The 22,134-nt window shown below is 37.3% G+C and carries 17 protein-coding genes; 10 read left to right on the plus strand and 7 right to left on the minus strand.

The genetic code is table 11. The features are described 5' to 3' along the window. Positions 1–85 precede the first annotated feature (85 nt). The gene (gene rho, locus HA632_RS11190; protein WP_176307284.1) at positions 86–1,834 is read right to left on the minus strand and encodes a transcription termination factor Rho; all 1,749 of its coding nucleotides are present in this window, start codon (positions 1,832–1,834) and stop codon (positions 86–88) included. A gap of 183 nt (positions 1,835–2,017) precedes the next feature. Between rho and HA632_RS11195 the strand changes: the two genes are divergently transcribed. Further along, on the plus strand, positions 2,018–2,428 hold the full coding sequence (locus tag HA632_RS11195) for a DUF4293 family protein (RefSeq protein WP_176307790.1): 411 nt from the start codon (positions 2,018–2,020) through the stop codon (positions 2,426–2,428). 342 nt (positions 2,429–2,770) lie between these two features. On the opposite strand, the gene HA632_RS11200 is transcribed toward HA632_RS11195, so the two are convergent. After that, positions 2,771–3,265 (minus strand): metallophosphoesterase, encoded by a 495-nt coding sequence (locus tag HA632_RS11200; protein WP_176307285.1) that lies wholly within the window; start codon positions 3,263–3,265, stop codon positions 2,771–2,773. 127 nt (positions 3,266–3,392) lie between these two features. Here HA632_RS11200 and truA point away from each other — a divergent pair, with 127 nt between their 5' ends. The 9 genes from truA to lpdA are packed head-to-tail and all read left to right on the plus strand — an operon-like array spanning position 3,393 to position 12,805. Further along, positions 3,393–4,130 carry a tRNA pseudouridine(38-40) synthase TruA gene (truA, locus tag HA632_RS11205; protein ID WP_176307286.1) on the plus strand — a complete coding sequence of 246 codons (738 nt, stop codon included), beginning with the start codon at positions 3,393–3,395 and terminating at the stop codon, positions 4,128–4,130. Position 4,131: 1 nt separating this feature from the next. Further along, a complete protein-coding gene (locus HA632_RS11210) occupies positions 4,132–5,889 on the plus strand; it encodes an ABC transporter ATP-binding protein (RefSeq protein WP_176307287.1) in 1,758 nt (585 codons plus the stop codon). Positions 5,890–5,896: 7 nt separating this feature from the next. Beyond that, positions 5,897–7,618: an HAD family hydrolase gene (locus tag HA632_RS11215; protein ID WP_176307288.1), complete on the plus strand. Its 1,722-nt coding sequence runs from the start codon at positions 5,897–5,899 to the stop codon at positions 7,616–7,618. 4 nt (positions 7,619–7,622) lie between these two features. After that, a complete protein-coding gene (locus HA632_RS11220) occupies positions 7,623–7,865 on the plus strand; it encodes an acyl carrier protein (RefSeq protein ID WP_171221690.1) in 243 nt (80 codons plus the stop codon). Further along, on the plus strand, positions 7,865–8,257 hold the full coding sequence (locus HA632_RS11225; RefSeq protein WP_176307289.1) for a MaoC/PaaZ C-terminal domain-containing protein: 393 nt from the start codon (positions 7,865–7,867) through the stop codon (positions 8,255–8,257). Before HA632_RS11220 ends, HA632_RS11225 begins: the two co-directional genes overlap by 1 nt. Further along, positions 8,254–8,976, plus strand: a complete 723-nt coding sequence (locus HA632_RS11230) for an SDR family NAD(P)-dependent oxidoreductase (RefSeq protein ID WP_176307290.1) — start codon at positions 8,254–8,256, stop codon at positions 8,974–8,976. Before HA632_RS11225 ends, HA632_RS11230 begins: the two co-directional genes overlap by 4 nt. Positions 8,977–8,984: 8 nt before the next feature. Continuing rightward, positions 8,985–10,436, plus strand: coding sequence for an MBOAT family protein (locus tag HA632_RS11235; RefSeq protein ID WP_176307291.1), 1,452 nt, complete (start codon positions 8,985–8,987; stop codon positions 10,434–10,436). Next, entirely contained in the window at positions 10,437–11,378 is a 942-nt protein-coding gene (locus HA632_RS11240) for a hypothetical protein (protein WP_176307292.1), read from the plus strand. A gap of 38 nt (positions 11,379–11,416) precedes the next feature. Then, the gene (gene lpdA, locus HA632_RS11245; RefSeq protein ID WP_176307293.1) at positions 11,417–12,805 is read left to right on the plus strand and encodes a dihydrolipoyl dehydrogenase; all 1,389 of its coding nucleotides are present in this window, start codon (positions 11,417–11,419) and stop codon (positions 12,803–12,805) included. Positions 12,806–12,878: 73 nt separating this feature from the next. Here lpdA and HA632_RS11250 read toward each other — a convergent pair whose 3' ends face one another. The 5 genes from HA632_RS11250 to HA632_RS11270 form a co-directional block, all read right to left on the minus strand. Continuing rightward, on the minus strand, positions 12,879–14,192 hold the full coding sequence (locus tag HA632_RS11250) for a lipopolysaccharide assembly protein LapB (RefSeq protein ID WP_176307294.1): 1,314 nt from the start codon (positions 14,190–14,192) through the stop codon (positions 12,879–12,881). A gap of 16 nt (positions 14,193–14,208) precedes the next feature. After that, positions 14,209–16,779, minus strand: a complete 2,571-nt coding sequence (gyrA, locus tag HA632_RS11255) for a DNA gyrase subunit A (protein ID WP_176307295.1) — start codon at positions 16,777–16,779, stop codon at positions 14,209–14,211. Between the two features lie 236 nt (positions 16,780–17,015). Continuing rightward, entirely contained in the window at positions 17,016–20,336 is a 3,321-nt protein-coding gene (locus tag HA632_RS11260) for a T9SS type A sorting domain-containing protein (RefSeq protein WP_176307296.1), read from the minus strand. Between the two features lie 79 nt (positions 20,337–20,415). After that, positions 20,416–21,018 carry a hypothetical protein gene (locus tag HA632_RS11265; RefSeq protein ID WP_176307297.1) on the minus strand — a complete coding sequence of 201 codons (603 nt, stop codon included), beginning with the start codon at positions 21,016–21,018 and terminating at the stop codon, positions 20,416–20,418. An 85-nt stretch (positions 21,019–21,103) separates the two neighbouring features. Next, positions 21,104–21,778, minus strand: a complete 675-nt coding sequence (locus HA632_RS11270; protein WP_176307298.1) for an outer membrane beta-barrel protein — start codon at positions 21,776–21,778, stop codon at positions 21,104–21,106. Between the last annotated feature and the right edge of the window lie 356 nt (positions 21,779–22,134).

Consider the following 22,134-nt stretch of genomic DNA (forward strand, 5'->3'; position numbering starts at 1 on the left):
TTGGGGTTCTTAAGCCAATCTTAAGAAAACTTTACAAAGTACATGCCAAAAAAAATTCCCAACCTTGTGAGTTGGGAATCTATCGTTAATCGTTCATCGAAATGAGGAACTCATCGTTGTTTCTGGTTTTCTTGATTTTATCATTAATGGTATCCATTGCTTCAACCGGATTCATATCGGCTAAGAACTTGCGCAAAATCCACATTCTTTGGAGTGTTTTCTCATCTAATAATAAGTCATCACGACGCGTGCTTGACGAAGTCAAATCGATAGCCGGGAAAATTCTGCGGTTGGCTATTTTTCTGTCCAATTGCAACTCCATGTTACCTGTTCCTTTAAATTCTTCGAAGATTACCTCGTCCATTTTTGAACCGGTTTCGGTTAAGGCTGTGGCAATAATACTTAGTGAACCTCCGTTTTCTACGTTACGAGCTGCACCAAAGAAACGTTTTGGTTTTTGCAAAGCATTGGCATCAACTCCACCCGATAATACTTTACCGGATGCCGGTTGCACCGTATTGTAAGCTCTGGCCAAACGCGTAATCGAATCTAACAAAATCACCACATCGTGACCACATTCTACCAAACGTTTTGATTTCTCTAAAACGATATTGGCAATTTTTACGTGTTCCATCGGCTCTCTGTCGAAAGTGGAAGCAATTACTTCTCCACGAACGCTGCGTTGCATATCGGTTACCTCTTCCGGTCTTTCATCAATCAGCAATACAATTAAATATACTTCTGGATGATTGGCGGCAATGGCATTGGCAATGTCTTTTAACAACATGGTTTTACCCGTTTTGGGTTGGGCCACAATCATACCACGCTGACCTTTACCGATGGGTGAAAACAAATCCATAACTCGGGTAGAAACACTGGCTTGTTTATCGGCGATGTTGAATTTTTCTTTTGGAAAAATCGGGGTTAAGTGTTCGAAAGAAACTCGGTCACGAACCACTTGCGGGTCATGCCCGTTGATTTTTAAAACTTTTACCAAAGGGAAGAATTTCTCTCCTTCTTTAGGCGGACGTACCACTCCTTTTACTGTATCACCGGTTTTCAAACCAAACAATCTGATTTGAGAAGTTGACAAGTAAATATCATCCGGAGAAGCTAAGTAGTTGTAATCGGAAGAACGTAAGAAACCGTAACCGTCAGGCATCATTTCTAAAACGCCTTCACTTTCTATAATTCCATCAAATTCATAATCTGAATCGCGGAAATTGGGGTGTTTTTTTCCTTTAAAATTGGGATTATTATTGTTGGCACCGTTACCGTTACCGTTTCCATTTTGATTTTGGTTTTTATGTTTTGGCTCGCGATTGCCGTCGGTATTTTGGTTTGGATTAGATTCTGTCTGTTCAACAGCGAGTTTTTCGGCAACTTCTACTTCACTATCGGTTGGTTGCTGTGAAGCTATCGGAGTATTATTCTTCTTTTTATCGAAAGGTTTTTTGAACTTAGGGTTTTTATTTTCAAAAGCCGGTTTTTGCTCTGCCCGTTCGCTATCGCTTGGGTCTTCTACTGCTAGAGCGGTTGGTTCTTCATTAGCAAACAAATCACTTTGATTGTTTTCCTGGGATTTCTTAGTTTCAGGTATAATTCGGGCTCTTTTGGTTTTATTATCAGTTGGTTTTTGCTTTGCCGGTTCACTTTCCTTCGGGTCTGTAGTGGCTTTGGGTGGCGTTTCGGCAACAGCTTTGCTTTGGTGTTCCAAAATTTGCGCAATCAGCGTGTCTTTTTTGGCACCGGTAACTTTAATGGTTTTGGCTAATTTAGCAATATCTTGAAGCTCAGAAAGCTTCATTTCTTTTAAGGCGGAAATATCAAACATGGATATTGTTTTGATTTAATTTTTGTTTTGGAAAATACTACAAATGTGGGTAGAAAATATTGGTATAGAAAAGTCCGAAGATGAAGTACTTGCGGATTTGTTATGCAATAATACAAATAAAATTTTACCATGCAATAGTATTTTTTAAAAAGAAACTATATTTTTGTCCAACATTTTTTGATAATTATGTTTAGAGTACAGACTTATTATTTGATAGCTTGTCTAATCGTTACAGGAGTTTTACCTTTTGTGTTTCCTTTATGGAAAGATGCATCGGGTAAATCATTCTATTTTATGATGGATATTGCTTACACTGCACTGTTCGGATTGAGTAGTACGCTGTCCTTATTGAGCATCTTATCTCACGCAAAAAGACAACAACAATTTGTCATGGGCAGATTGAATATGATATTGAATTTAATTTTATTAGGATTATTTGTGTATCGAACACTAAGCGCATCTGGAGAAGCCGCGGTTTCTGAGAAAGGTGTTGGGATGTTCCTACCTATTCTTTCTATCGTACTTTTGGTTTTGGCCAACAAAGCCATCAAAAAGGATGAAGATCTCGTAAAATCTGTGGATCGATTGCGATAAACCTATAAACTTAGTTTTTTAGTGCTGCGAAAAACCCGAACGAAAGTTTGGGTTTTTTATTTTTCACAAAGCGAAGTTTACACAACCAAACTATAAGGTTTACAACTAATATCCACTAGGCATTCTCCTCTTAATATCAAAGGTTTTTTATTTTTACCCACTCCCAATTTTTCAGTGGTGTTTGCGAAAAATAACGAAGTGAATTTTATATGGCATACAGATAACACTGATTTGACTAATTAACATAGATTAAAACAAATCTGTGCAAATCCGTTTAATCCGTTCTAATTTGTGGCTAAACTAATAACAAAGACTGAACACTTATTTCTGAACACTGAACAACTATTTTTTTCCCAATTCTACTATTTCTAAATTCTGAATTTTGAAACCCTCAATTTCAAAACGTAGCATTGTCCGTACCTGATGGAATCCATAAATACCACAAGCGCCCGGATTCATGTGTAACAAATTGAGCTTTTTATCAAACTGCACTTTCAGAATATGCGAATGGCCGCAAATAAATAACTTCGGTGGATTATTTTGAATTTCTGCGCGAATGGCCTGGTTGTATTTACCGGGATAACCGCCAATATGGGTAATCCAAACATCTACCTCTTCACAAAGAAAACGATTGTGCAACGGAAATTCCATACGCGCTTTATCATCATCAATATTTCCGTATACACAGCGCAGCGGTTTTATCGCTTTGATGGTATCGGTCACTATTAAATCCCCAATATCTCCGGCATGCCATACTTCATCGGCTTGACGGACGTATTTCAAAATTGACTCATCCAAGTGACTATGGGTATCGGAAAGCAGTAGGATTTTTTTCATAGAGTTGCAAAGTGGCATCGTAGCAAAGTTACAAAGTAAAATTAGTATATTTTTTGAGAAAACTTTAAGCTTCTCCCAACCCAAAAACTTTGTAACTTTGGCATTTTGAAACTCTGGAACTTTCACATTGAGATATTTTATCGAATTAGCTTATAAAGGAACCCATTACCACGGCTGGCAATACCAACCCGATGCCGTTTCCGTGCAAGAAACACTCAATAAAGCTTTATCTTTATTGCTAAAAAAAGAGATTGATATTGTAGGTGCAGGCCGAACAGACACCGGTGTTCATGCCAAAAAAATGTATGCCCACTTTGATTACGAAACCGAGATAGACAGCCAAAATTTGGTCCACAAACTCAACTCTTTTCTACCCAAAGACATCGTCATTTTCAATATCATAAAAGTGCACGATGAAGCACACGCTCGCTTCGATGCTACCAAAAGAACCTATGAATACCATATTCATACTTTCAAAGATGCTTTTGAAACCGATGGCAGTTGGCTGCACCAGTTGCCTTTGAATGTTGACAAAATGAATGAAGCTTGTCAAATTCTTTTCAAACACCGTGACTTCGAATGTTTTTCTAAAACGCATTCCGATGTCAGAACGTTTAATTGTGTTATTTTTGAAGCCCATTGGCAACAAGAAGGCAATAAATTGGTTTTCACCATAGCTGCCGATCGATTTTTACGCAATATGGTTCGCGCCATCGTAGGAACCATGATTAATATTGGCTTGGGCAAAATAACCTTAGCCGATTTTGAAAAAATAATTGAAAGCAAAGACCGTGGCAAAGCCGGATTTTCGGTACCGGCACACGGTTTATATTTAACCCAAATTGATTACGACTATATAAAATAATATGCAGGCAAAAGCATTCGATACTAATTTATTCAAACGCATTTTAAAATACACCAAACCTTATAAAGCAAGGTATTACGGAGTGATTTTATTTGCCGTTTCGCTTTCGGTATTTGCCGCACTTCGCCCTTACTTGTTAAAGCAAACCGTTGACGAATACATCAAGCCTAAAGACGAACACGGACTGCTGTTTTATGTTACCATCATGGGTATCGTATTGCTTTTGGAAACGTTGTCACAATTCTATTTTGTGTATTGGGCCAATTGGCTCGGACAAGATATTATCAAAGATATCCGCACCAAATTATTCAAGCACATGCTGAGTTTCCGAATGAAGTATTTTGACCATGCACCTGTTGGGCAATTGGTCACGCGTTCGGTTTCTGATATTGAACAAATTGCCCGCATTTTTAGCCAAGGTTTGTTCATGATTATCAGTGATTTGCTGAAAATGATAGTAGTGCTGATTTTTATGTTCTACATGAATTGGCGTCTGACTTGGATAGTGATTTTGGCGATGCCGATTTTGGTTTACGTCACCCGAATCTTTCAACGAAAAATGCAAGTGGCTTTTGAAGAAGTGCGAAATCAGGTAGCCAATATGAATACGTTTGTGCAAGAACGCGTGACGGGTATGAAAATCGTTCAGCTTTTCAACCGAGAACAAATTGAATACGAAAAGTTCAAAGAAATCAACCAAAAACACAATAAGGCTTGGATTAAAACCATTTTATACAACTCTATCTTCTTCCCTATCGCCGATATTATTTCGTCGCTAACACTAGGTGCCGTAGTGCTTTATGGTGGTTTTCATATTTTAGATGGCGATAAATTTACCACGTTTGGCGATTTGTTTTCGTATACGATGTTCATCGGAATGTTGTTCAACCCATTGCGTCAAATTGCGGATAAGTTCAACGAGATGCAAATGGGTATGATTGCTGCTAATCGTGTTTTTGATATTTTAGATACCAACAAAGATGTACAAGAAGACGGAACCGTAGTCGCCAATCACTTCAAAGGCAACATCCGTTTTGAAAATGTCCGCTTTAGCTACAACGACAAAGAAGAAGTCTTAAAAGGCATCAACTTGAATGTTAAGGCCGGAGAAACCATCGCCATCGTAGGTGCCACAGGCGCCGGAAAATCTACCATCATCAACTTATTGAATCGTTTTTACGAAATCAATTCGGGCGTGATTTATGTCGACGATCAAAACATTAATGCTTTCGAATTGGAAAGTTTACGCCAACAAATTGCCATCGTTTTACAAGACGTTTTCCTTTTTGCCGATACCATTCACAACAATATTACGCTCAACAATCCGAATATTTCCAGAGAAGAAGTGATTGAAGCCGCAAAGAAAATCGGCGTGCATAAATTCATTAAAACGCTACCCGGCGGTTATGAGTATGATGTGAAAGAACGCGGCGTAATGTTGTCTTCCGGCCAACGTCAATTGATTGCTTTTCTGAGAGCTTATGTGAGTAATCCGAGTATTTTAATTTTAGATGAAGCGACTTCATCCATTGACACCTACAGTGAAGAATTAATCCAAAAAGCCACGGATAGAATCACCCAAGGTCGTACCTCTATCATCATTGCTCACCGTTTGGCAACGATTATGAATGCCGATAAAATCATTGTGATGGACAAAGGTCAAATCGTAGAAGAAGGTACACACCAAGAACTGCTTACCAAAGAAAAAGGATATTATAAAAATTTATACGATTCACAGTTTGCCACCGAAGTGGAATAAATAAACCATGAAGACTTTCCAACAGCTGAAAAAAAACCTAAAACAGGATTTCTCCTCGCTAAAAACCATCAAGTTGGCAGTTTTAGGAGATACGGCTACGCAATTTCTAACGCAAGCCATCAGAGGTTTGGGGTATGATAAAGGTTTTGATATTCAAATTTGGGAAGCCGATTTCGATCAGATTGCACTTCAAATCAGCGACAGTGAATCGGAATTGTATGCCTTTCAACCCGAACTGGTTTTGATTTTTCAATCTTCGCATAAATTATTAGCCAAATACAATAAGCTCAAACCGGAAGCTCATGCCGTGTTGGCTTTACAAGAGTTAGAGTCGATTGACTTTATGATTTCCACCCTAAACTCACAGTTAGATTGCAAAATCATCTATTACAATTACACCGAAATTGACGATGCTGTTTTTGGTAATTATGCTCAAAAAATTGAATCTTCTTTCTTGTTCCAATTGCGAAAATTGAACTTTGAGTTAATGACATTTGCCACGCAACATTCTAATTTTTATTTGTGTGACTTGTCTTCGATTCAGAACCAGATTGGCAAAAGCAATTTCTTTCAGAGTTCGATTTATGTCAATACCGAAATGGTGTTGAGTTTGGATGCCTTACCAATCGTAGCTTCACGAACATTAGACATTATCGAATCGCTCCAAGGCAAGTTCAAAAAATGTGTGATTTTAGATTTAGACAACACCACTTGGGGCGGCATCATCGGTGATGACGGGATTGAAAATATCCAAATCGGAAGTTTGGGTATCGGCAAAGCGTTTTCGGAATTTCAATATTGGATAAAAAAATTAAAAAACCGCGGAATTATTGTCGCCGTTTGCAGCAAGAACACCGAATCGGTCGCCAAAGAACCTTTTGAAAAACATCCCGACATGGTGTTGCGACTGGAAGACATTTCGGTTTTTGTCGCCAATTGGGAAAACAAAGCCGACAACATTCGCCACATCCAAAGCATTCTGAATATTGGGTTTGACAGCATGGTTTTTTTGGATGACAATCCGTTTGAACGCAACATCGTTCGAGAGAATCTACCCGAAGTCACTGTGCCCGAATTGCCTGAAGATCCGGCGGAATACTTAGAATATTTATACACTTTGAATCTTTTTGAAACGGTTTCCTTTTCAGAAGAAGATTCGGAGCGCACCAAAATGTACCAAATTGAAGCCCAAAGAGCGAAGGTCCAACAAAAATTCACCAACGAAGAAGATTTTTTGCAAAGCCTCAACATGGTTTCGTTGGTAGAGCCTTTTAATAAATTCAACCAACCGCGAGTAGCGCAATTGTCGCAGCGCTCCAACCAATTCAATTTGAGAACTGTTCGCTACACGGATGCTGGTATTGAGAAAATTGGCACTTCGGAAAACCATTTTACGTTTACCTTCACGTTGGAGGATAAATTTGGTGATAACGGTTTGATTTGCGTGATTATTTTGAAAAAAGAAAATGAGCAAACCGCTTTTATCGACACTTGGTTCATGAGTTGTCGCGTATTAAAGCGCAGCATGGAGAATTTTGTCTTAAACACGATTGTCGATTTTTGTAACCAAAAAGGTTTCGCAACACTCAAAGGCGAATACCTTCCAACGGCTAAGAACGAAATGGTGGCTGATCATTATGCCAATTTAGGGTTTGAACAAGCTGCTCCTTTTTGGATCTTAAAAACATCCGATTATATTCCCAAAAAAACTTATATTTCGAAAAAATAAAAACATGGACAGACCGACCATTTTAAAAGAAGTAACCGACGTATTTATCGATGTGTTAGACAACGAAGACATTGTTTTGACCGATGAAACTCAGGCGACTGATGTTGACGATTGGGATTCGTTGAATCATATTCAATTGGTTGTTGGGATTGAAAAACACTTCAAAATCAGGTTTACTTCCAAAGAAATTCAAAGCTGGAAAAATGTGGGCGAAATGATTACTTGTATCCAAGAAAAAGGAATTTAATGTATACAATTGAGGACACCTTTACCGATAGTTTTACCGTTACCGATGAAATTTATCATGGGTTCATCACTTTATTTAAAGACCAAAATCCATTGCATACCGACGCGACATTTGCCACCGAAAAAGGTTTCAAGGCCGAAGTGATGCACGGAAATATTTTAAACGGTTTCCTCTCCTATTTTATTGGCGAAGGTTTGCCTACCAAAAATGTGATTATTCATTCGCAGGAAATTCAATATAAAAACCCGGTTTATCTCCATGATGCTTTATACTTTAAAGCTACTGTCGTTGGTTTTTACGAATCGGTGAATGCGGTGGAATTCAAATTTGAGTTCAAAAATTCGGAAGCCAAAGTTGTGGCCAAAGGTAAAATTCAAATCGGTTTGCTATGAAAATACTTATTACAGGTGGTGCCTCGGGTTTGGGCGAATCCATTACCCGAACTTTAGCGAAAAATAGTAGCAACACGGTTTACTTCACCTTCAGCCAATCTTCGGCGAAAGCCCAACAATTGGAAGCTGAATTCAACAATACCATTGCCCTCGCTTGTGATTTTGCTGATGAAAAAGCAGTGGAAACTTTGGCCCAAAAAATAGCCGAACTCAAATTGGATGTTCTCGTTCACAACGCGTATTCGGGGGATTATCTCAAAACCCATTTTCACAAGATAGAAACTGGTAATTTCTTGACCGATTTTAAAGTCAATGTCATGCCTGTCGTTGCATTGACTCAAGCCGCTATCAATAGTTTCCGAAAGCAAAAAAGCGGTAAAATCATTACGGTTTTGACTTCGGCATTAGCAGATGTTCCACCGGTTGGTTCGGCAGTGTATACCTCGAACAAAGCTTATTTGGCTAAACTGACGGAAGTTTGGGCCCATGAAAATGCAAAGTTCAACATTACTTCCAATTCGGTTTCGCCGGCTTTTATGGAAACCGCCATGACCTCGGGAACGGATGAGCGCATCAAAGAACAAATGATCGAAAGCAATCCGGCGAAGCGATTATTGACTACGGAAGAAGTCGCGGAAGCAGTTGCATTTTTGGTCAATGACACAACCCAAATCAACGGAAAAGATTTTGTGATTAACGCCGGCGATAAACTAAAATAACAACGCTTATGGTTTTTAATTCTATTCCATTCGTTTTATTTTTTACCGCTTTCTTCTTGCTTTATTGGTTGGTGGTCAATAGAAATCTGAAAGCCCAAAACTTACTTTTATTACTCGGAAGCTATTTCTTCTACGCTTGGACCGATTGGCGGTTGTTGTCGTTTTTGATAGCCTTTTCGGGGTTGAATTACTTTTTGGGACTCAAAATAGAAAACGCAACCCACGAAAAAACCAGACGTATTTACCTTTACCTTGGCTTACTGCAAGGCATTGGCGGTTTATTATTTTTCAAATACTACAATTTTTTTGTCACATCGTTTACCGAAGCTTTTCATTCGATTGGGATTTCGCTTAGTTTGACTACTTTGAACTTGATTGTGCCTTTAGGCATCAGCTTTTTCACGTTCAGAACGATTAGTTATTTATTGGATATCGACAAAGGAAAAGCCGAAGCTTCAAAGGATTGGCTGGTGTTTTTTAACTACGTTGCGTTCTTTCCTTCGATACTTTCGGGACCGATTGACAAGGCTAAAACTTTTATCCCACAGTTAGAAAGTAAAAGAGAGTTTAACTATCACAATGTCGTCGATGGCTTGCGACAAATACTTTGGGGTTTGTTTAAAAAAGTGGTGATTGCTAACAATTGTGCGGTGATTACCAATGACGTTTTTGCTAACTATCAAAGTTTGCCTGCGAGTTCGCTTGTGATTGGCATGTTTTTGTATACGATTCAAATCTATGCTGATTTTTCGGGTTATTCCGATATGGCGATTGGTGTCGCGCGCTTGCTTGGGTTTAAAATCACTAAGAATTTCGACTTTCCGTTCTTTGCCCAAAACATAGCCGACTTTTGGAGAAGATGGCACATATCGTTAACGAGTTGGCTGACCGAATATGTGTTTACACCGCTCAGCATTTACTTCCGAGATTATGCTAATTACGGTTTGATACTGGCGATTGTTATCAATTTCACACTTATTGGAATTTGGCACGGTGCCAATTGGACTTACATCCTATTCGGGTTTCTTCACGGTGTTTATTACATTCCTTTGATTTTGAAAGGAACGATGAACAAGAAGAAAAAGTTAACCAATACCGGATGGAAGGAACTGTTTAATATGGTCAAAACTTTTACTTTGGTGATGCTGACTTTTGTCATTTTTAGAGCCACAAGCGTTACCGAAGCGTTTGATTTTTACAGCCATTTAGGTTCCAAATCGCTTTTACAAATACCGGTTTTGAATGGCGTTTCTTTGCTTTACTTTGGTTCGATTTTGACCTACATCCTTTTTATGTTGGTGATGGAATGGAAAGCCAAAATGAGTGAGCATGCGCTGGAACACTTTGGTACAAACCAACCCAAAATAGTGCGTTGGTTAAGCTATTGTGTGCTCATTATGGTAATTTATTATTTTTCGAGTGCGGTTTCGAATCAGGATTTTATTTATCTGCAATTTTAAATGAAACAGTTTTTTAAAAATAGTGCCTTATTTGCTTTGCTGTTGACAGGAATTTTACTGCTCATCCAAATAGCAGTTTCCTTCAGAATCAAAGGCAAAACGGTTACGGGTTACGATACTTTGGAACTGACTTCAAACGTGAATGCCGATTTGGTTTTTATGGGAAGTTCGAGATGTTGGGCGCATTTTGACCCAAAATTTTTTGAAGAAACGTACCAATTAAAATCGGTTAATATCGGGATGAATGGCCATTCCGATTTGATGGCTTCGAGATTGCGATTGCAAAACTATTTGGCCCAAAACAAAGCGCCGAAGTTTGTCTTGCTTAACATTGACCCGTTTATCAGCGCGGGAAGTTTGGAACACAACACCAAAATGGTCAACAAAAACGACTATGCCCGATTTGCGTTCTTCCCCAAAGAAGAAGACCAACCCTTTATGGATTATTTCCAGTTTGATGCGGCCGAACGTTACATACCGTTATATGCTTTGTTCAAATACCAAATGTTTATCGATTGTGTGACATTGCAAAAATCAAACGCCTTTCCGAAAGGTTTTGAGCTCAATGATGAGCAATGGGATACCCTAAAATACCCGATTTCGGATATCAATAAAAAGTATTTTTTCAAGCCGAAAGACCTGCCGGGTATAACCCAAGCGATGAAAGAACTGAATGATTTGTGTCAAAAAAATAACATTCGTTTGATGGCCATACAAACACCGGTTTACCAAATTACCTATGATGCCCTTGCTTTTGAAAGACCGAAAACCATTTGTCAAAAGCTTGACATTCCGTTTATTGACGCCAACTACGAATCTATCCGAAACAAAACCGACTATTTTTACAATGCCATTCACCTCAATAAAAAAGGGGTTCAAGAAATGAATAAACGTCTCAAGAATGAAAAAGAATTGAATACAATTCTCAAAATAAATCCATAAATTCGCAGTCACAAATAATCAAAGAAAATTTTAAAATAATGAAATACGATATTATTGTTTTAGGAAGTGGTCCGGGCGGTTATGTTACGGCAATCCGCGCGTCACAATTAGGCTTTAAAGTTGCCGTAATTGAAAAAGAAAACCTTGGTGGGATTTGTTTGAATTGGGGTTGTATACCAACAAAAGCCCTTTTAAAATCGGCTCAGGTTTTTGATTACCTAAAACATGCATCAGATTACGGTTTGACCGTAAAAGAATTTGACAAAGATTTCAATGCGGTTATCGCCCGTTCACGCGGTGTAGCTGACGGTATGAGTAAAGGTGTTCAATTCTTGATGAAGAAAAATAAAATCGATGTGATTGATGGTTTCGGAAAAGTAAAACCCGGAAAAAAAGTAGCGGTAACTGCCGCTGACGGAAAAGTAACGGAATACACTGCCGACCATATCATCATAGCTACCGGTGCGCGTTCGAGAGAATTGCCTAATTTGCCGCAAGATGGTGTAAAAGTAATTGGCTACAGACAAGCGATGACTTTACCAAGTCAGCCGAAAAAGATGATTGTCGTGGGTTCAGGTGCTATTGGTGTTGAGTTTGCTCATTTTTATAATTCAATGGGAACTGAAGTCACTATTGTTGAGTTTATGCCGAATGTAGTTCCGGTAGAAGACGAAGACATCTCAAAACAATTTGAGCGTTCGTTGAAAAAATCGGGTATTACCGTAATGACCAATTCCTCAGTAGAAAGAATTGACACCTCAGGAAATGGCGTTAAAGCCTTTGTAAAAACCGCTAAAGGCGAAGAAGTTTTGGAAGCGGATATTTTGCTTTCGGCTGTGGGTATCAAAACCAACATTGAAAACATTGGCTTAGAAGAAACCGGAATTAAAACGGATAAAGATAAAATTTTGGTAAACGATTTCTACCAAACGAATGTTCCGGGTTACTATGCTATTGGTGATGTTACACCGGGACAAGCTTTGGCACACGTAGCTTCTGCGGAAGGTATTCTTTGTGTGGAAAAAATCAAAGGTTTACATGTTGAGCCTCTGGATTACGGCAACATTCCGGGTTGTACTTATGCTACGCCTGAGATTGCTTCGGTTGGGATGACCGAAAAACAAGCCAAAGAAAAAGGATACGAATTAAAAATCGGGAAATTCCCGTTCACGGCTTCAGGTAAAGCCAAAGCCGCCGGAACTCCGGATGGATTTGTCAAAGTGATTTTTGATGCCAAATACGGTGAATGGTTGGGTTGTCACATGATTGGCGCCGGAGTTACCGATATGATTGCGGAAGCTGTTGTAGCGCGTAAATTAGAAACCACAGGACACGAAATCTTAAAAGCGGTTCACCCGCATCCAACGATGAGTGAAGCGGTGATGGAAGCTGTCGCAGAAGCTTACGGAGAAGTGATTCACTTGTAATATTAAAAAATAAAGCATAAAAAAACCATCCGAAAAGGATGGTTTTTTTATGCAAAATTTAAATGTAATGAAATTACATTTTAGCTTTTAAAGCTTTGTACTTGTCAGTCATTTCTAATGCGTTGTATACGCTCAATAGTGTTTTCTTTGCCGGTTCATTTTGCGGTTCCAATTCTACTGCTTTTTCAAGATATGGCAAAACAGATTTGAAATTTTTCTCACGTTCAGCTTTAAGCACTTCATAACGTTTGTTGTCTTTTTCTGAAGTTCCTAACTTATTGATTTCAGTTACAAATTTATCATCAGCTCTAAGTCTTAATTCGGCTAAGTTTAAGTTAGCGTTGAAATAATTTGGATTAAGTTCAAGTGCTTTTTTATAGTACTTCTCTGCTTCATCAATCTTATTCGCATTTCCGGCAATCACACCCAAATTATATATCAAATCCACATTGTTTGGATTTTTATCCAATGCTTCATTAACCAATTTAGTATAGGTTACAAAATCATTCATTTTTAAATACAAATCGGCTTCAGTTAAGATCAAAGATGGATCTTCCGGATTGGCTTGACGTGCCTCAGCTACTGCGGCTTTAGCTTCTTCTACTCTTCCTTTGTCTACTAAGATAAGGGCTATATTCTTGAAAATTTCCCCTCTTCTTGACGGTGTCTTTTCTTCTCTAGGTTTGATATGAGTCCCTGATTTTACCGCTGCATCTCTTAAAACTTTACTGCCTCCAAAAGATTCTTCTTTATTGTCGGATTTAGTAGAAGCAAAATATACTGTAGTTTCTCCGGTGTAGTTCAGCTTTTTTAGTTCATAGTAATGCTCTAAAGCCAAGTCATAATTTACGGCATTGATGGCGTAACTCGCAGCAAAAAACAAATTGTCCTGGTCCTTTTTATCCATTAAGTAAGACGAATACAATACATTTGAAGCCTCTTGGAATTTTTGTTGGTTGGCCAAATTAATCGCAAGATTGATAATTTCATTTTTGTACAACTGGACTTTCGCTAAAATGTCGTCTGTGTATACTTTTTTACCTGATTTTTTCTCAAACTCCAAAGTAGCGTTTAATCCTTTCTCTATTTGTTCTACTGTTTTGGCAGTAACAATTTGAGATTTTTGATCCTCTGTGGCCAATGGCCCCAAAGCAGAAATCTCTACTAAAGGCAACATGGCTTTGAAAAAACCGGCATAAACCTTATCCGATTCCTCGGTAGCCAAACCTTCTAACTTGGTCAAATTGGCTTTATACTCCGATACATCGGCAGGTTTAGGTGCTTCTTTGGTATAAATTTTCTTCAAAACTTTTAACTCATCTTTTTGAGCAAAAGTAGAAACAGAAACTAGTATTGTTGAAGCCAATACAATGTGTTTAATTTTCATGTGGTATTATTTTAAATTATTCTTGGGTTTCTTCTGTAGTATCTTCCGAAGTTGTTTCGGCATTGCTAACATCTGTAATGTCACCGCTGCTTTCGAATTCGCCTTCTACTACTTCTTCTTCATCCTCTTTCATTACTTTGGTTACCGCTGCAATCGAATCGTTTCCTTTGATATTAATCAATCGAACGCCTTGTGTAGCTCTTCCCATTACTCTTAAATCAGACACTTCCATTCTGATGGTTAATCCCGATTTGTTGATAATCATCAAATCGTCTTCATCTGTTACGGCATTAATCGAAATCAATGCTCCGGTTTTTTCTGTGATATTCAAAGTTTTAACCCCTTTTCCTCCACGGTTAGTGATACGGTAAACATCTTCTCCGTCTTCATCAACCAACTTGGTTCTTTTTCCGTAACCGTTTTCGGTAACAACTAAAAGCTGGGTGTCATTGATATCATCCTTGTTTACAGAAACCATACCAATTACTTCGTCTTTATCATCGGCCAACGTAATTCCACGCACTCCTGAAGCGGTTCTTCCCATAGGACGGGTTTTTTCTTCTTCGAAACGCACCAACTTTCCGGATTTCACGGCTACTAAAACTTGGCTTTCACCGTTGGTCAATTTCGCTTCTAATAGCTCATCATCTTCTCTGATGGTAATCGCGTTGATACCATTTTGACGCGGACGAGAATATTGTTCTAAAGGCGTTTTTTTCACTTGACCTTGTTTGGTCGCCATGATTACATAATGACTGTTGATGTACTCTTCGTCTTTTAAGTCTTGGGTACAAATGAACGCTTTTACCTTATCATCACTTTCGATGTTGATTAAGTTTTGAATCGCACGACCTTTGCTCGTTTTGCTGCCTTCCGGAATTTCGTAGACACGCATCCAGAAACATTTTCCTTTTTGGGTAAAGAACAATAAATATTGGTGATTGGTCGCTACAAATAAATGCTCTAAGAAGTCTTGGTCACGAGTACCGGCACTTTTTTGTCCGACACCACCTCTGTTCTGAGTTTTGTATTCAGATAAATTGGTACGTTTGATATAACCCGCATGTGAAATCGTAATCACCACATTTTCATCGGCAATTAAGTCTTCGATACTCACATCACCACCACTGTATTCAATAGTAGAACGACGAGCATCTCCATATTTATCTTTGATTTCAACCAACTCGTCTTTGATCAATTGCATTCTCAATTCTTTGCTGGCTAATAAATCTTTCAAGTGCTGGATTAACTTCATGATTTCTTCGTATTCCGCTCTTAACTTGTCTTGTTCCAGACCGGTTAATTGACGCAAACGCATTTCAACAATAGCACGGGCTTGAATATCGGATAACGTAAAACGTTCAATCAATTTGGAACGCGCTTCGTCTCCGTCTTTGGAAGAACGGATTAAAGCAATTACTTCATCAATATTGTCGGAAGCAATGATCAAACCTTCTAAGATGTGTGCTCTTTCTTCTGCTTTGCGCAATTCGAATTGGGTTCTTCTTACTACTACATCGTGACGGTGTTCAACGAAATAGTGGATCAAATCTTTCAGATTCAGCATTTGCGGTCTTCCATTCACCAAGGCAATATTATTCACGCTGAAAGAAGACTGTAATTGGGTGTATTTATAAAGTGTATTCAATACCACATTTGGCACCGCATCACGCTTTAATTCATATACGATACGCATTCCGCTTCTGTCCGATTCGTCACGTATATTGGAAATACCTTCGATTTTCTTTTCATTAATTAAGTCAGCCGTTTTCTTAATCATCTCGGCTTTATTCACTTGGTATGGTATTTCGGAAACAATAATCGCTTCTCTTCCGTTGGATTCTTCAAACGCTACTTTGGCACGAATGACAATTCTACCACGGCCTGTTTTGAATGCTTCACGAACGCCTTCATAACCATAAATCACACCACCGGTTGGAAAATCGGGTGCTTTGATGTGCGTGATTAATTCGTCAATCTCTATGTCATTATTATCGATGTAGGCTAAAGTACCGTCAACGACTTCTGTTAAGTTATGTGGCGGCATATTGGTGGCCATACCCACGGCAATTCCCGACGCTCCGTTGATTAACAAATTCGGAACTCTGGTCGGCATTACTTTAGGCTCATACAAGGTATCGTCAAAGTTCAATTGGAAATCCACTGTCTCTTTGTCTATATCTGCCATAATGTCTTCCGACATTTTTTTCATTCTGGCTTCGGTATAACGCATTGCAGCCGGACTATCGCCATCCACAGAACCGAAGTTACCTTGACCGTCAATTAATAAATAGCGCAAACTCCATTCTTGAGCCATACGAACCATGGCATCATAAACAGAAGTATCGCCGTGCGGGTGGTATTTACCCAATACTTCTCCAACAATTCTCGCGGATTTCTTGTGCGCTCTGTTTGAAAAAACGCCTAAATCATACATTCCATATAACACTCTTCGGTGTACCGGTTTTAAACCGTCACGCACGTCAGGTAGCGCTCTTGAGACAATTACAGACATCGAATAATCGATGTAAGCTGATTTCATTTCATCTTCGATGTTAATAGGAATTAACTTTTCTCCGTCAGACATATTTTATAAATTATTAATAAAAAATTAGTTTAAATTCAAAACGTGCTAATATAGGATATTTATAGCTTTTAGTGCTAAAATTAGTCCACAAATTTCAATGATTTATTAACAAAACAGAGGCTTTTTACAAACATTCTTTTTACGCAATTTTTACAAAATTTATGGTGTAGAAATAAAAAAATCCGTTTCGAGTTTTTTGGACACGAGACGGATTTAAAATCATACTTATTTATATTCTAAGGAACTGCTATTTGATGACTTTCGGGCACTCCGTTAATGTAAATTTTAAGCACATAAATTCCTGTATTTAAACCACTAACTGAAAAAGTGGCTTGATTATTAACGATACTTATTTCCCCTTTAGAAAGTCCCATTAAATCAAAAAGTTCTCCGGTAATAATATCTGTTGCGCTTGGCACAACTTCTGCATTTTCTAAATCAACATTCACGATGCTTGATGATGGATTGGGAAAGACTTTATAAATTGATTGTCCGGGGCTTATATTAAAAGTCAAATATTCCCATCTTCCCCAGCCACAACTACTATTTCGAGCTCTTACTCTTACACCAGTTGATCCGTAGCCTAATAATTTCAGAATGCAATTATTGCGAATACTTGGCTCTCGTATTTGAATTTTTGAGTTGATTACTTCCCATTGCCAATTACTTTGATCGGCTGCATCTGCACTAGACATTCCGTTGAAGTGAGCTGTTATTCTGTCGTCGACATTATTTCGTGGCACATTCGCATAAACTTGTCCGGAACAAAAATCAAGACCACCAACAGTATTACAAGTAAAATAATTCAAGCTTGGTCCGCCTGCATGTAAATATTTTGTTGATTGCATACCATTTTCAAAAGTAGCCGTGATTGATGCTTCATCATCACTAACGCCGGTTACCGTAATACTATAAGGTGTTTGGGCATTCACCATGACATTAGAGGCTGTCCAAGTTGCTCCGGATGGAAAACGACATTCACCATTGTTTAGCAGGAATGTTTTGGTTTGGCCTATACACAATTCATCAGAGCCTGAAATAGCGTCCTCTAACGGCAAAGGATAAACCGGTATTTGAGGATTTCCTGCGAGTTCTTGCAGCAACCAGTCAACACATTCTTTTGTAAACGAAGTATGAGGTGTGTTTTTTGAAGTCCCAAAATAACTATCAAAGGGTGTTTCTTCTGCACAAATTAAATTGTATTCTAACGGATGGGCCCAATTTTGATTTGGGAATTTATGTGCCAAAGCAGAAAAAGTAGGGATGAAAGAATGAATTGGGTTGAATTCTCTTAATGACCATTTGCTACCTCCAAGGTGCTGACTTAATTCATAAATAAAATTTTCAAAACTCCAATCACCAAAACTATTTATAGAATTACCTGGTATAGTGTTTGTCGCTAAAGTTGGATATGCGATTTGTCCTTGCGCATCAAAAAAACCTCCGGGTACATTATCCATTACTCCTCTTGTATTTAAATTTGTCGCAATAGTAGTTTTATCATCAACAAATTTCTTAAATCTACTCACCCTGGTTGTTGAACCGATTGAACCCATGAATTGACTCTCCAATGAAGCAATATGAATATACCATGTTATTGATCCAACAGGCAAAGAAACACGAACTCTTTGAAAACCTCTTATGTTTAATACTTTTTCTCCATCTTCGGCAAATTTAATTTCATTTCCATTATTGTTAATCAAGGGCTGTCCATTTATACCTCTAACTTCTTTTGAACCTGATAACGAACCATTGACTACCGCAATTTTTCTTAAATTTATCGGCCAACCTCCAGAACCGATACTCCCGTTATTATTTTGATTATCATAATGCATTTTAAAGTAATCATTACCCCTGTCAAAAGACATGCCTTGTGATATTGTTTGTGCATTAAGCAAACTTGGTTCAGCAATATGATAATTATAATTATAGGGATTAGGTGAAAGCGAAGGATATAAAGGATTTGGTTCTTGTTTTTTCCCATGAAACTCTATAAGTTGTTGTTTTGCTGCAGGAGAATTAAGTTGATTTACATAAAACTCATTGGCTACATTTGAACTTGATTTAACCAAACTTAATAAGGCTTGGTCACCTAGCGGAATATTAGCCCCAAGATGGGGACTATCAACACTTACCCATAAATATACATGATGCTGCCACTCGGGTAAAGCCGTTTCTTGAAACTTTTTCTCCATGTAGCTTAACGCATAGCGTGAGATTTGACCAGCCATACTTGGCGCAATAATCGCTATTTGATGGATACTCGAATTGGCAATTAATTTTTGTTTAACATCTTTCAGTAGTTTAACAACAGACGTAGCATTGCTCTCAATGTAATAGGCCCCGCCATCAATAGTTACAGGTTGACCATTGACTAAATTAGTAGTTTGGTAATTTGGAAAATTAACGATGATGACATCGTAGCCTTCATTACGAAGAATATCAAGTAAAGGATTTGGCTCATTGTTTTCATAATATACCATCATATCCACTATAGACTTATGCTTAAGTGGGTCAAAAACACCATTGGTTTTATATTTGTTGGCACATTCGGCATCTTGTTCACAATCGCAGTCTTCAATTCTTCTTTTGTCACCCGGATCAAAACCATCAATAATAACAATGGGCTTTTGTATTAATTTTTGAGTATTATTTTGAGAATAGTACACCCTGTAACTTATCTGGTTTTTTATTTTCGGGTCGCTATTTAGGTAACCCATAGAAGTCTCATCGGCAGGAACGAAATTAAAATCTTCACGTAAAGCATCGATTCCGCCACAACTGGAAAGACTAAAAGTGTCTAAATCGGTATTCCTAAAATAAATTTCTCCATTTGTTTCTAAAGTAGTATTGTCATTGTATTGTAGGTTGCATTTTATAGTTTTAGTACCATTAATTGTGTAAGCAATAACAACTTCTTGCGTCATAAATTCACCTCCTACTATTATGTTTTTTATAATGCCTTCCCCAAAGTCAATCGTCAAATTTTTAATGAGCTTGTTACCATTGGTAAAATAGAAATCTTTATTAAATCGAAAAACGAGGTTCTTACCATTAACAGCATTTTTTAATGGAGCAATAATCGTATTATGCATCATATAAAACGGAACTCTGTCAGGAATTTGCATAAACTTTCGAGCAATACTGTCCAACTTTAATCCACCATTTTCGGGAGATTCCTCATGATAGTTCAAAACATTGAATTGAGTATTCAATATTCCCACATTTACAACGTTATCATTAAGGTAATCATTTCTTAAACTAATAGTAAGTGAATCCAACGAAATGAATTTTTGAGCATTACTGGCACGGTACAATTCTAATAAACTTTGTTTAAAATAACTGAAGTTGGCAGTATTGCATGTGTCTTTACTGTTGAAATTGTAAAGGTTAGCAAAAGGAGTAGTTCGTTCATAGATAATACCACTGGTAACTAGTGATTTATCTATATTCACTAAAAGTGAATCGAGTGGTTTTGGCGCAGCAGCGTCATCGTCTTGTGCTTTTGCATGTAAAAAAAACAACATACAGAAAGCCAGAAAAAATAATTTTTTCATAAATTTGTTTGCTTTTGGTTAATAATATATTTGTTAATCATCAATAAGGGATTGTCTTTGCCGAGACAATCCTTTTTTATTATGGAAAATAAGTTTGCATTAACGTCAGACTGTTCACATCAAATCTTCCTTTTGTTATTTCAATTTCATCATTAGGGTTATTTATGTTTCGCAATTTGCAATCAAAACTTCCTGATATAATTGTCCCTTCAGCAGTACTCTGAGTTAGTCTTTTAATTGTGAAATTACCTGAATTTTCATATGATATGTATTGCTGATACGAATTGGTTTTGTCGTCAAAAATTGTACAATGCAAGTAGTTTTGATCAAGACCATCAATACTATTCATACCGTTAGACTCATTTAAAACATAATTTCCAATACTGTTAACTTCATCCATGTGTAACAATAAGGTAGCACTTGTAGAACTTTTGTAATCTCTTATTTCGAGTTCTCTGTAGTAACTAGAGTTAGGAATACCTCCCCATAAAATGGCTCCCCACAATGGAAAAACCAAACTATTATTTCCGCTTCTAGGTACTAATAATTTCCCATCAATTAAACACCCAAAAGTGTTAGCGCCCGTTTGCGTTTCCGGCGGTAAACCGTCTCCCGGATTGCTGTCGCCACTGCAGGCAATGAGTAGCATTGTTGTAATCAACATTAATACAGTTTTTTTCATGTCATTATGTTTTTGGTTAATAATTAATTTTAAATATTCCTGAATTCTTATAAGAAATGGCAACTAAAAGATGGCTGGTTATTTCTTAAATCACACTAAAAAAGCAACGCTTATAACCAACATTTACAAGTGTATTAGTTAAATATTTTCTCCCATCATCAAAAATATTTAATCCTCCATTTTGTTTTCCTTTGTTGCCACCAATAAAACTTTCAACACTAATAAACACTGCATCTTTATCATTGATAAAATAATTCAATCCATAACCGGCAAATAAACTATAGCTATAATTTGAGAAGTTTTCAGTAATAGCGGGTGAATAATCACTGTATTCACTTTTAGTTTCTATACTCAAAGCATATCCGAGTTTTAGAAATCCGGCAAAATTTTTATACAGTCTAAATTCCCATTTTATATCCATTGGAATCATAATAGCTTCTCCCATAAATCTTCCGGAATTATAGGCTGTTTTATTTGAAAAATTTATTGAACTGCCATCATCTGAAAATGAAGCCCCTATTTTGTAATATTTTATTCTCCCGGATACACTCCAATGTCTGGCAAAATAATATTCCGCTAATAAACCACCTTGAAAAGATGTCGTTGGTTCATTAAACTCAAAAGAACTAATGGTATTACTCCCGACTTCAATTCCAAAATATAGTTTACCTTTTGGATTTACAATGCTGTCTTTTTCTTGAGCAAATAAACCGGTTGAAAAACACACTAACAATATTACTAAGCAATTAATCTTTAACATTTTTTTAAAATTTATTAAGATTATACTATCAAAATTATTAAACTAAAATATATTACAGGTCTACTTTAAGTGTACATTTCTAAAAAATAGATTAAAGTTCTTATTTATTTCCCCAGTTTAAATTTTTATCAAACTAAATATATAAAGAAAAAATAAGAAAAAGCGTATTTTTTGAAAAGTATTACAATTTTAAAAACTAATAATCAGCACTATACAAAATCCATTAAGACATACAATCTCTGTATACTATTATTTTGTCGCATTTAAAACTAGACTGACTCAAGACATTTTATTAACAAAACAGTCTATTTTTTTAGTTAATAAAATAGTAACCCAACTGCTTTTATTATTGGCTT

This window comes from Flavobacterium sp. J49, assembly GCF_011742145.1.
Classification (GTDB): Bacteria; Bacteroidota; Bacteroidia; order Flavobacteriales; family Flavobacteriaceae; genus Flavobacterium.

What these genes read in the sequence shown, in the direction of transcription:
- HA632_RS11270 (WP_176307298.1), bottom strand. Translation starts at nt 21,778, where the DNA reads ATGTTAAAGATTAATTGCTTAGTAATATTGTTAGTGTGTTTTTCAACC.
- HA632_RS11210 (WP_176307287.1), top strand. Translation starts at nt 4,132, where the DNA reads ATGCAGGCAAAAGCATTCGATACTAATTTATTCAAACGCATTTTAAAA.
- HA632_RS11230 (WP_176307290.1), top strand. Translation starts at nt 8,254, where the DNA reads ATGAAAATACTTATTACAGGTGGTGCCTCGGGTTTGGGCGAATCCATT.
- HA632_RS11200 (WP_176307285.1), bottom strand. Translation starts at nt 3,265, where the DNA reads ATGAAAAAAATCCTACTGCTTTCCGATACCCATAGTCACTTGGATGAG.
- HA632_RS11225 (WP_176307289.1), top strand. Translation starts at nt 7,865, where the DNA reads ATGTATACAATTGAGGACACCTTTACCGATAGTTTTACCGTTACCGAT.
- HA632_RS11250 (WP_176307294.1), bottom strand. Translation starts at nt 14,192, where the DNA reads ATGAAAATTAAACACATTGTATTGGCTTCAACAATACTAGTTTCTGTT.
- gyrA (WP_176307295.1), bottom strand. Translation starts at nt 16,779, where the DNA reads ATGTCTGACGGAGAAAAGTTAATTCCTATTAACATCGAAGATGAAATG.
- HA632_RS11240 (WP_176307292.1), top strand. Translation starts at nt 10,437, where the DNA reads ATGAAACAGTTTTTTAAAAATAGTGCCTTATTTGCTTTGCTGTTGACA.
- HA632_RS11235 (WP_176307291.1), top strand. Translation starts at nt 8,985, where the DNA reads ATGGTTTTTAATTCTATTCCATTCGTTTTATTTTTTACCGCTTTCTTC.
- HA632_RS11260 (WP_176307296.1), bottom strand. Translation starts at nt 20,336, where the DNA reads ATGAAAAAATTATTTTTTCTGGCTTTCTGTATGTTGTTTTTTTTACAT.
- HA632_RS11220 (WP_171221690.1), top strand. Translation starts at nt 7,623, where the DNA reads ATGGACAGACCGACCATTTTAAAAGAAGTAACCGACGTATTTATCGAT.
- lpdA (WP_176307293.1), top strand. Translation starts at nt 11,417, where the DNA reads ATGAAATACGATATTATTGTTTTAGGAAGTGGTCCGGGCGGTTATGTT.
- HA632_RS11215 (WP_176307288.1), top strand. Translation starts at nt 5,897, where the DNA reads ATGAAGACTTTCCAACAGCTGAAAAAAAACCTAAAACAGGATTTCTCC.
- HA632_RS11265 (WP_176307297.1), bottom strand. Translation starts at nt 21,018, where the DNA reads ATGAAAAAAACTGTATTAATGTTGATTACAACAATGCTACTCATTGCC.
- rho (WP_176307284.1), bottom strand. Translation starts at nt 1,834, where the DNA reads ATGTTTGATATTTCCGCCTTAAAAGAAATGAAGCTTTCTGAGCTTCAA.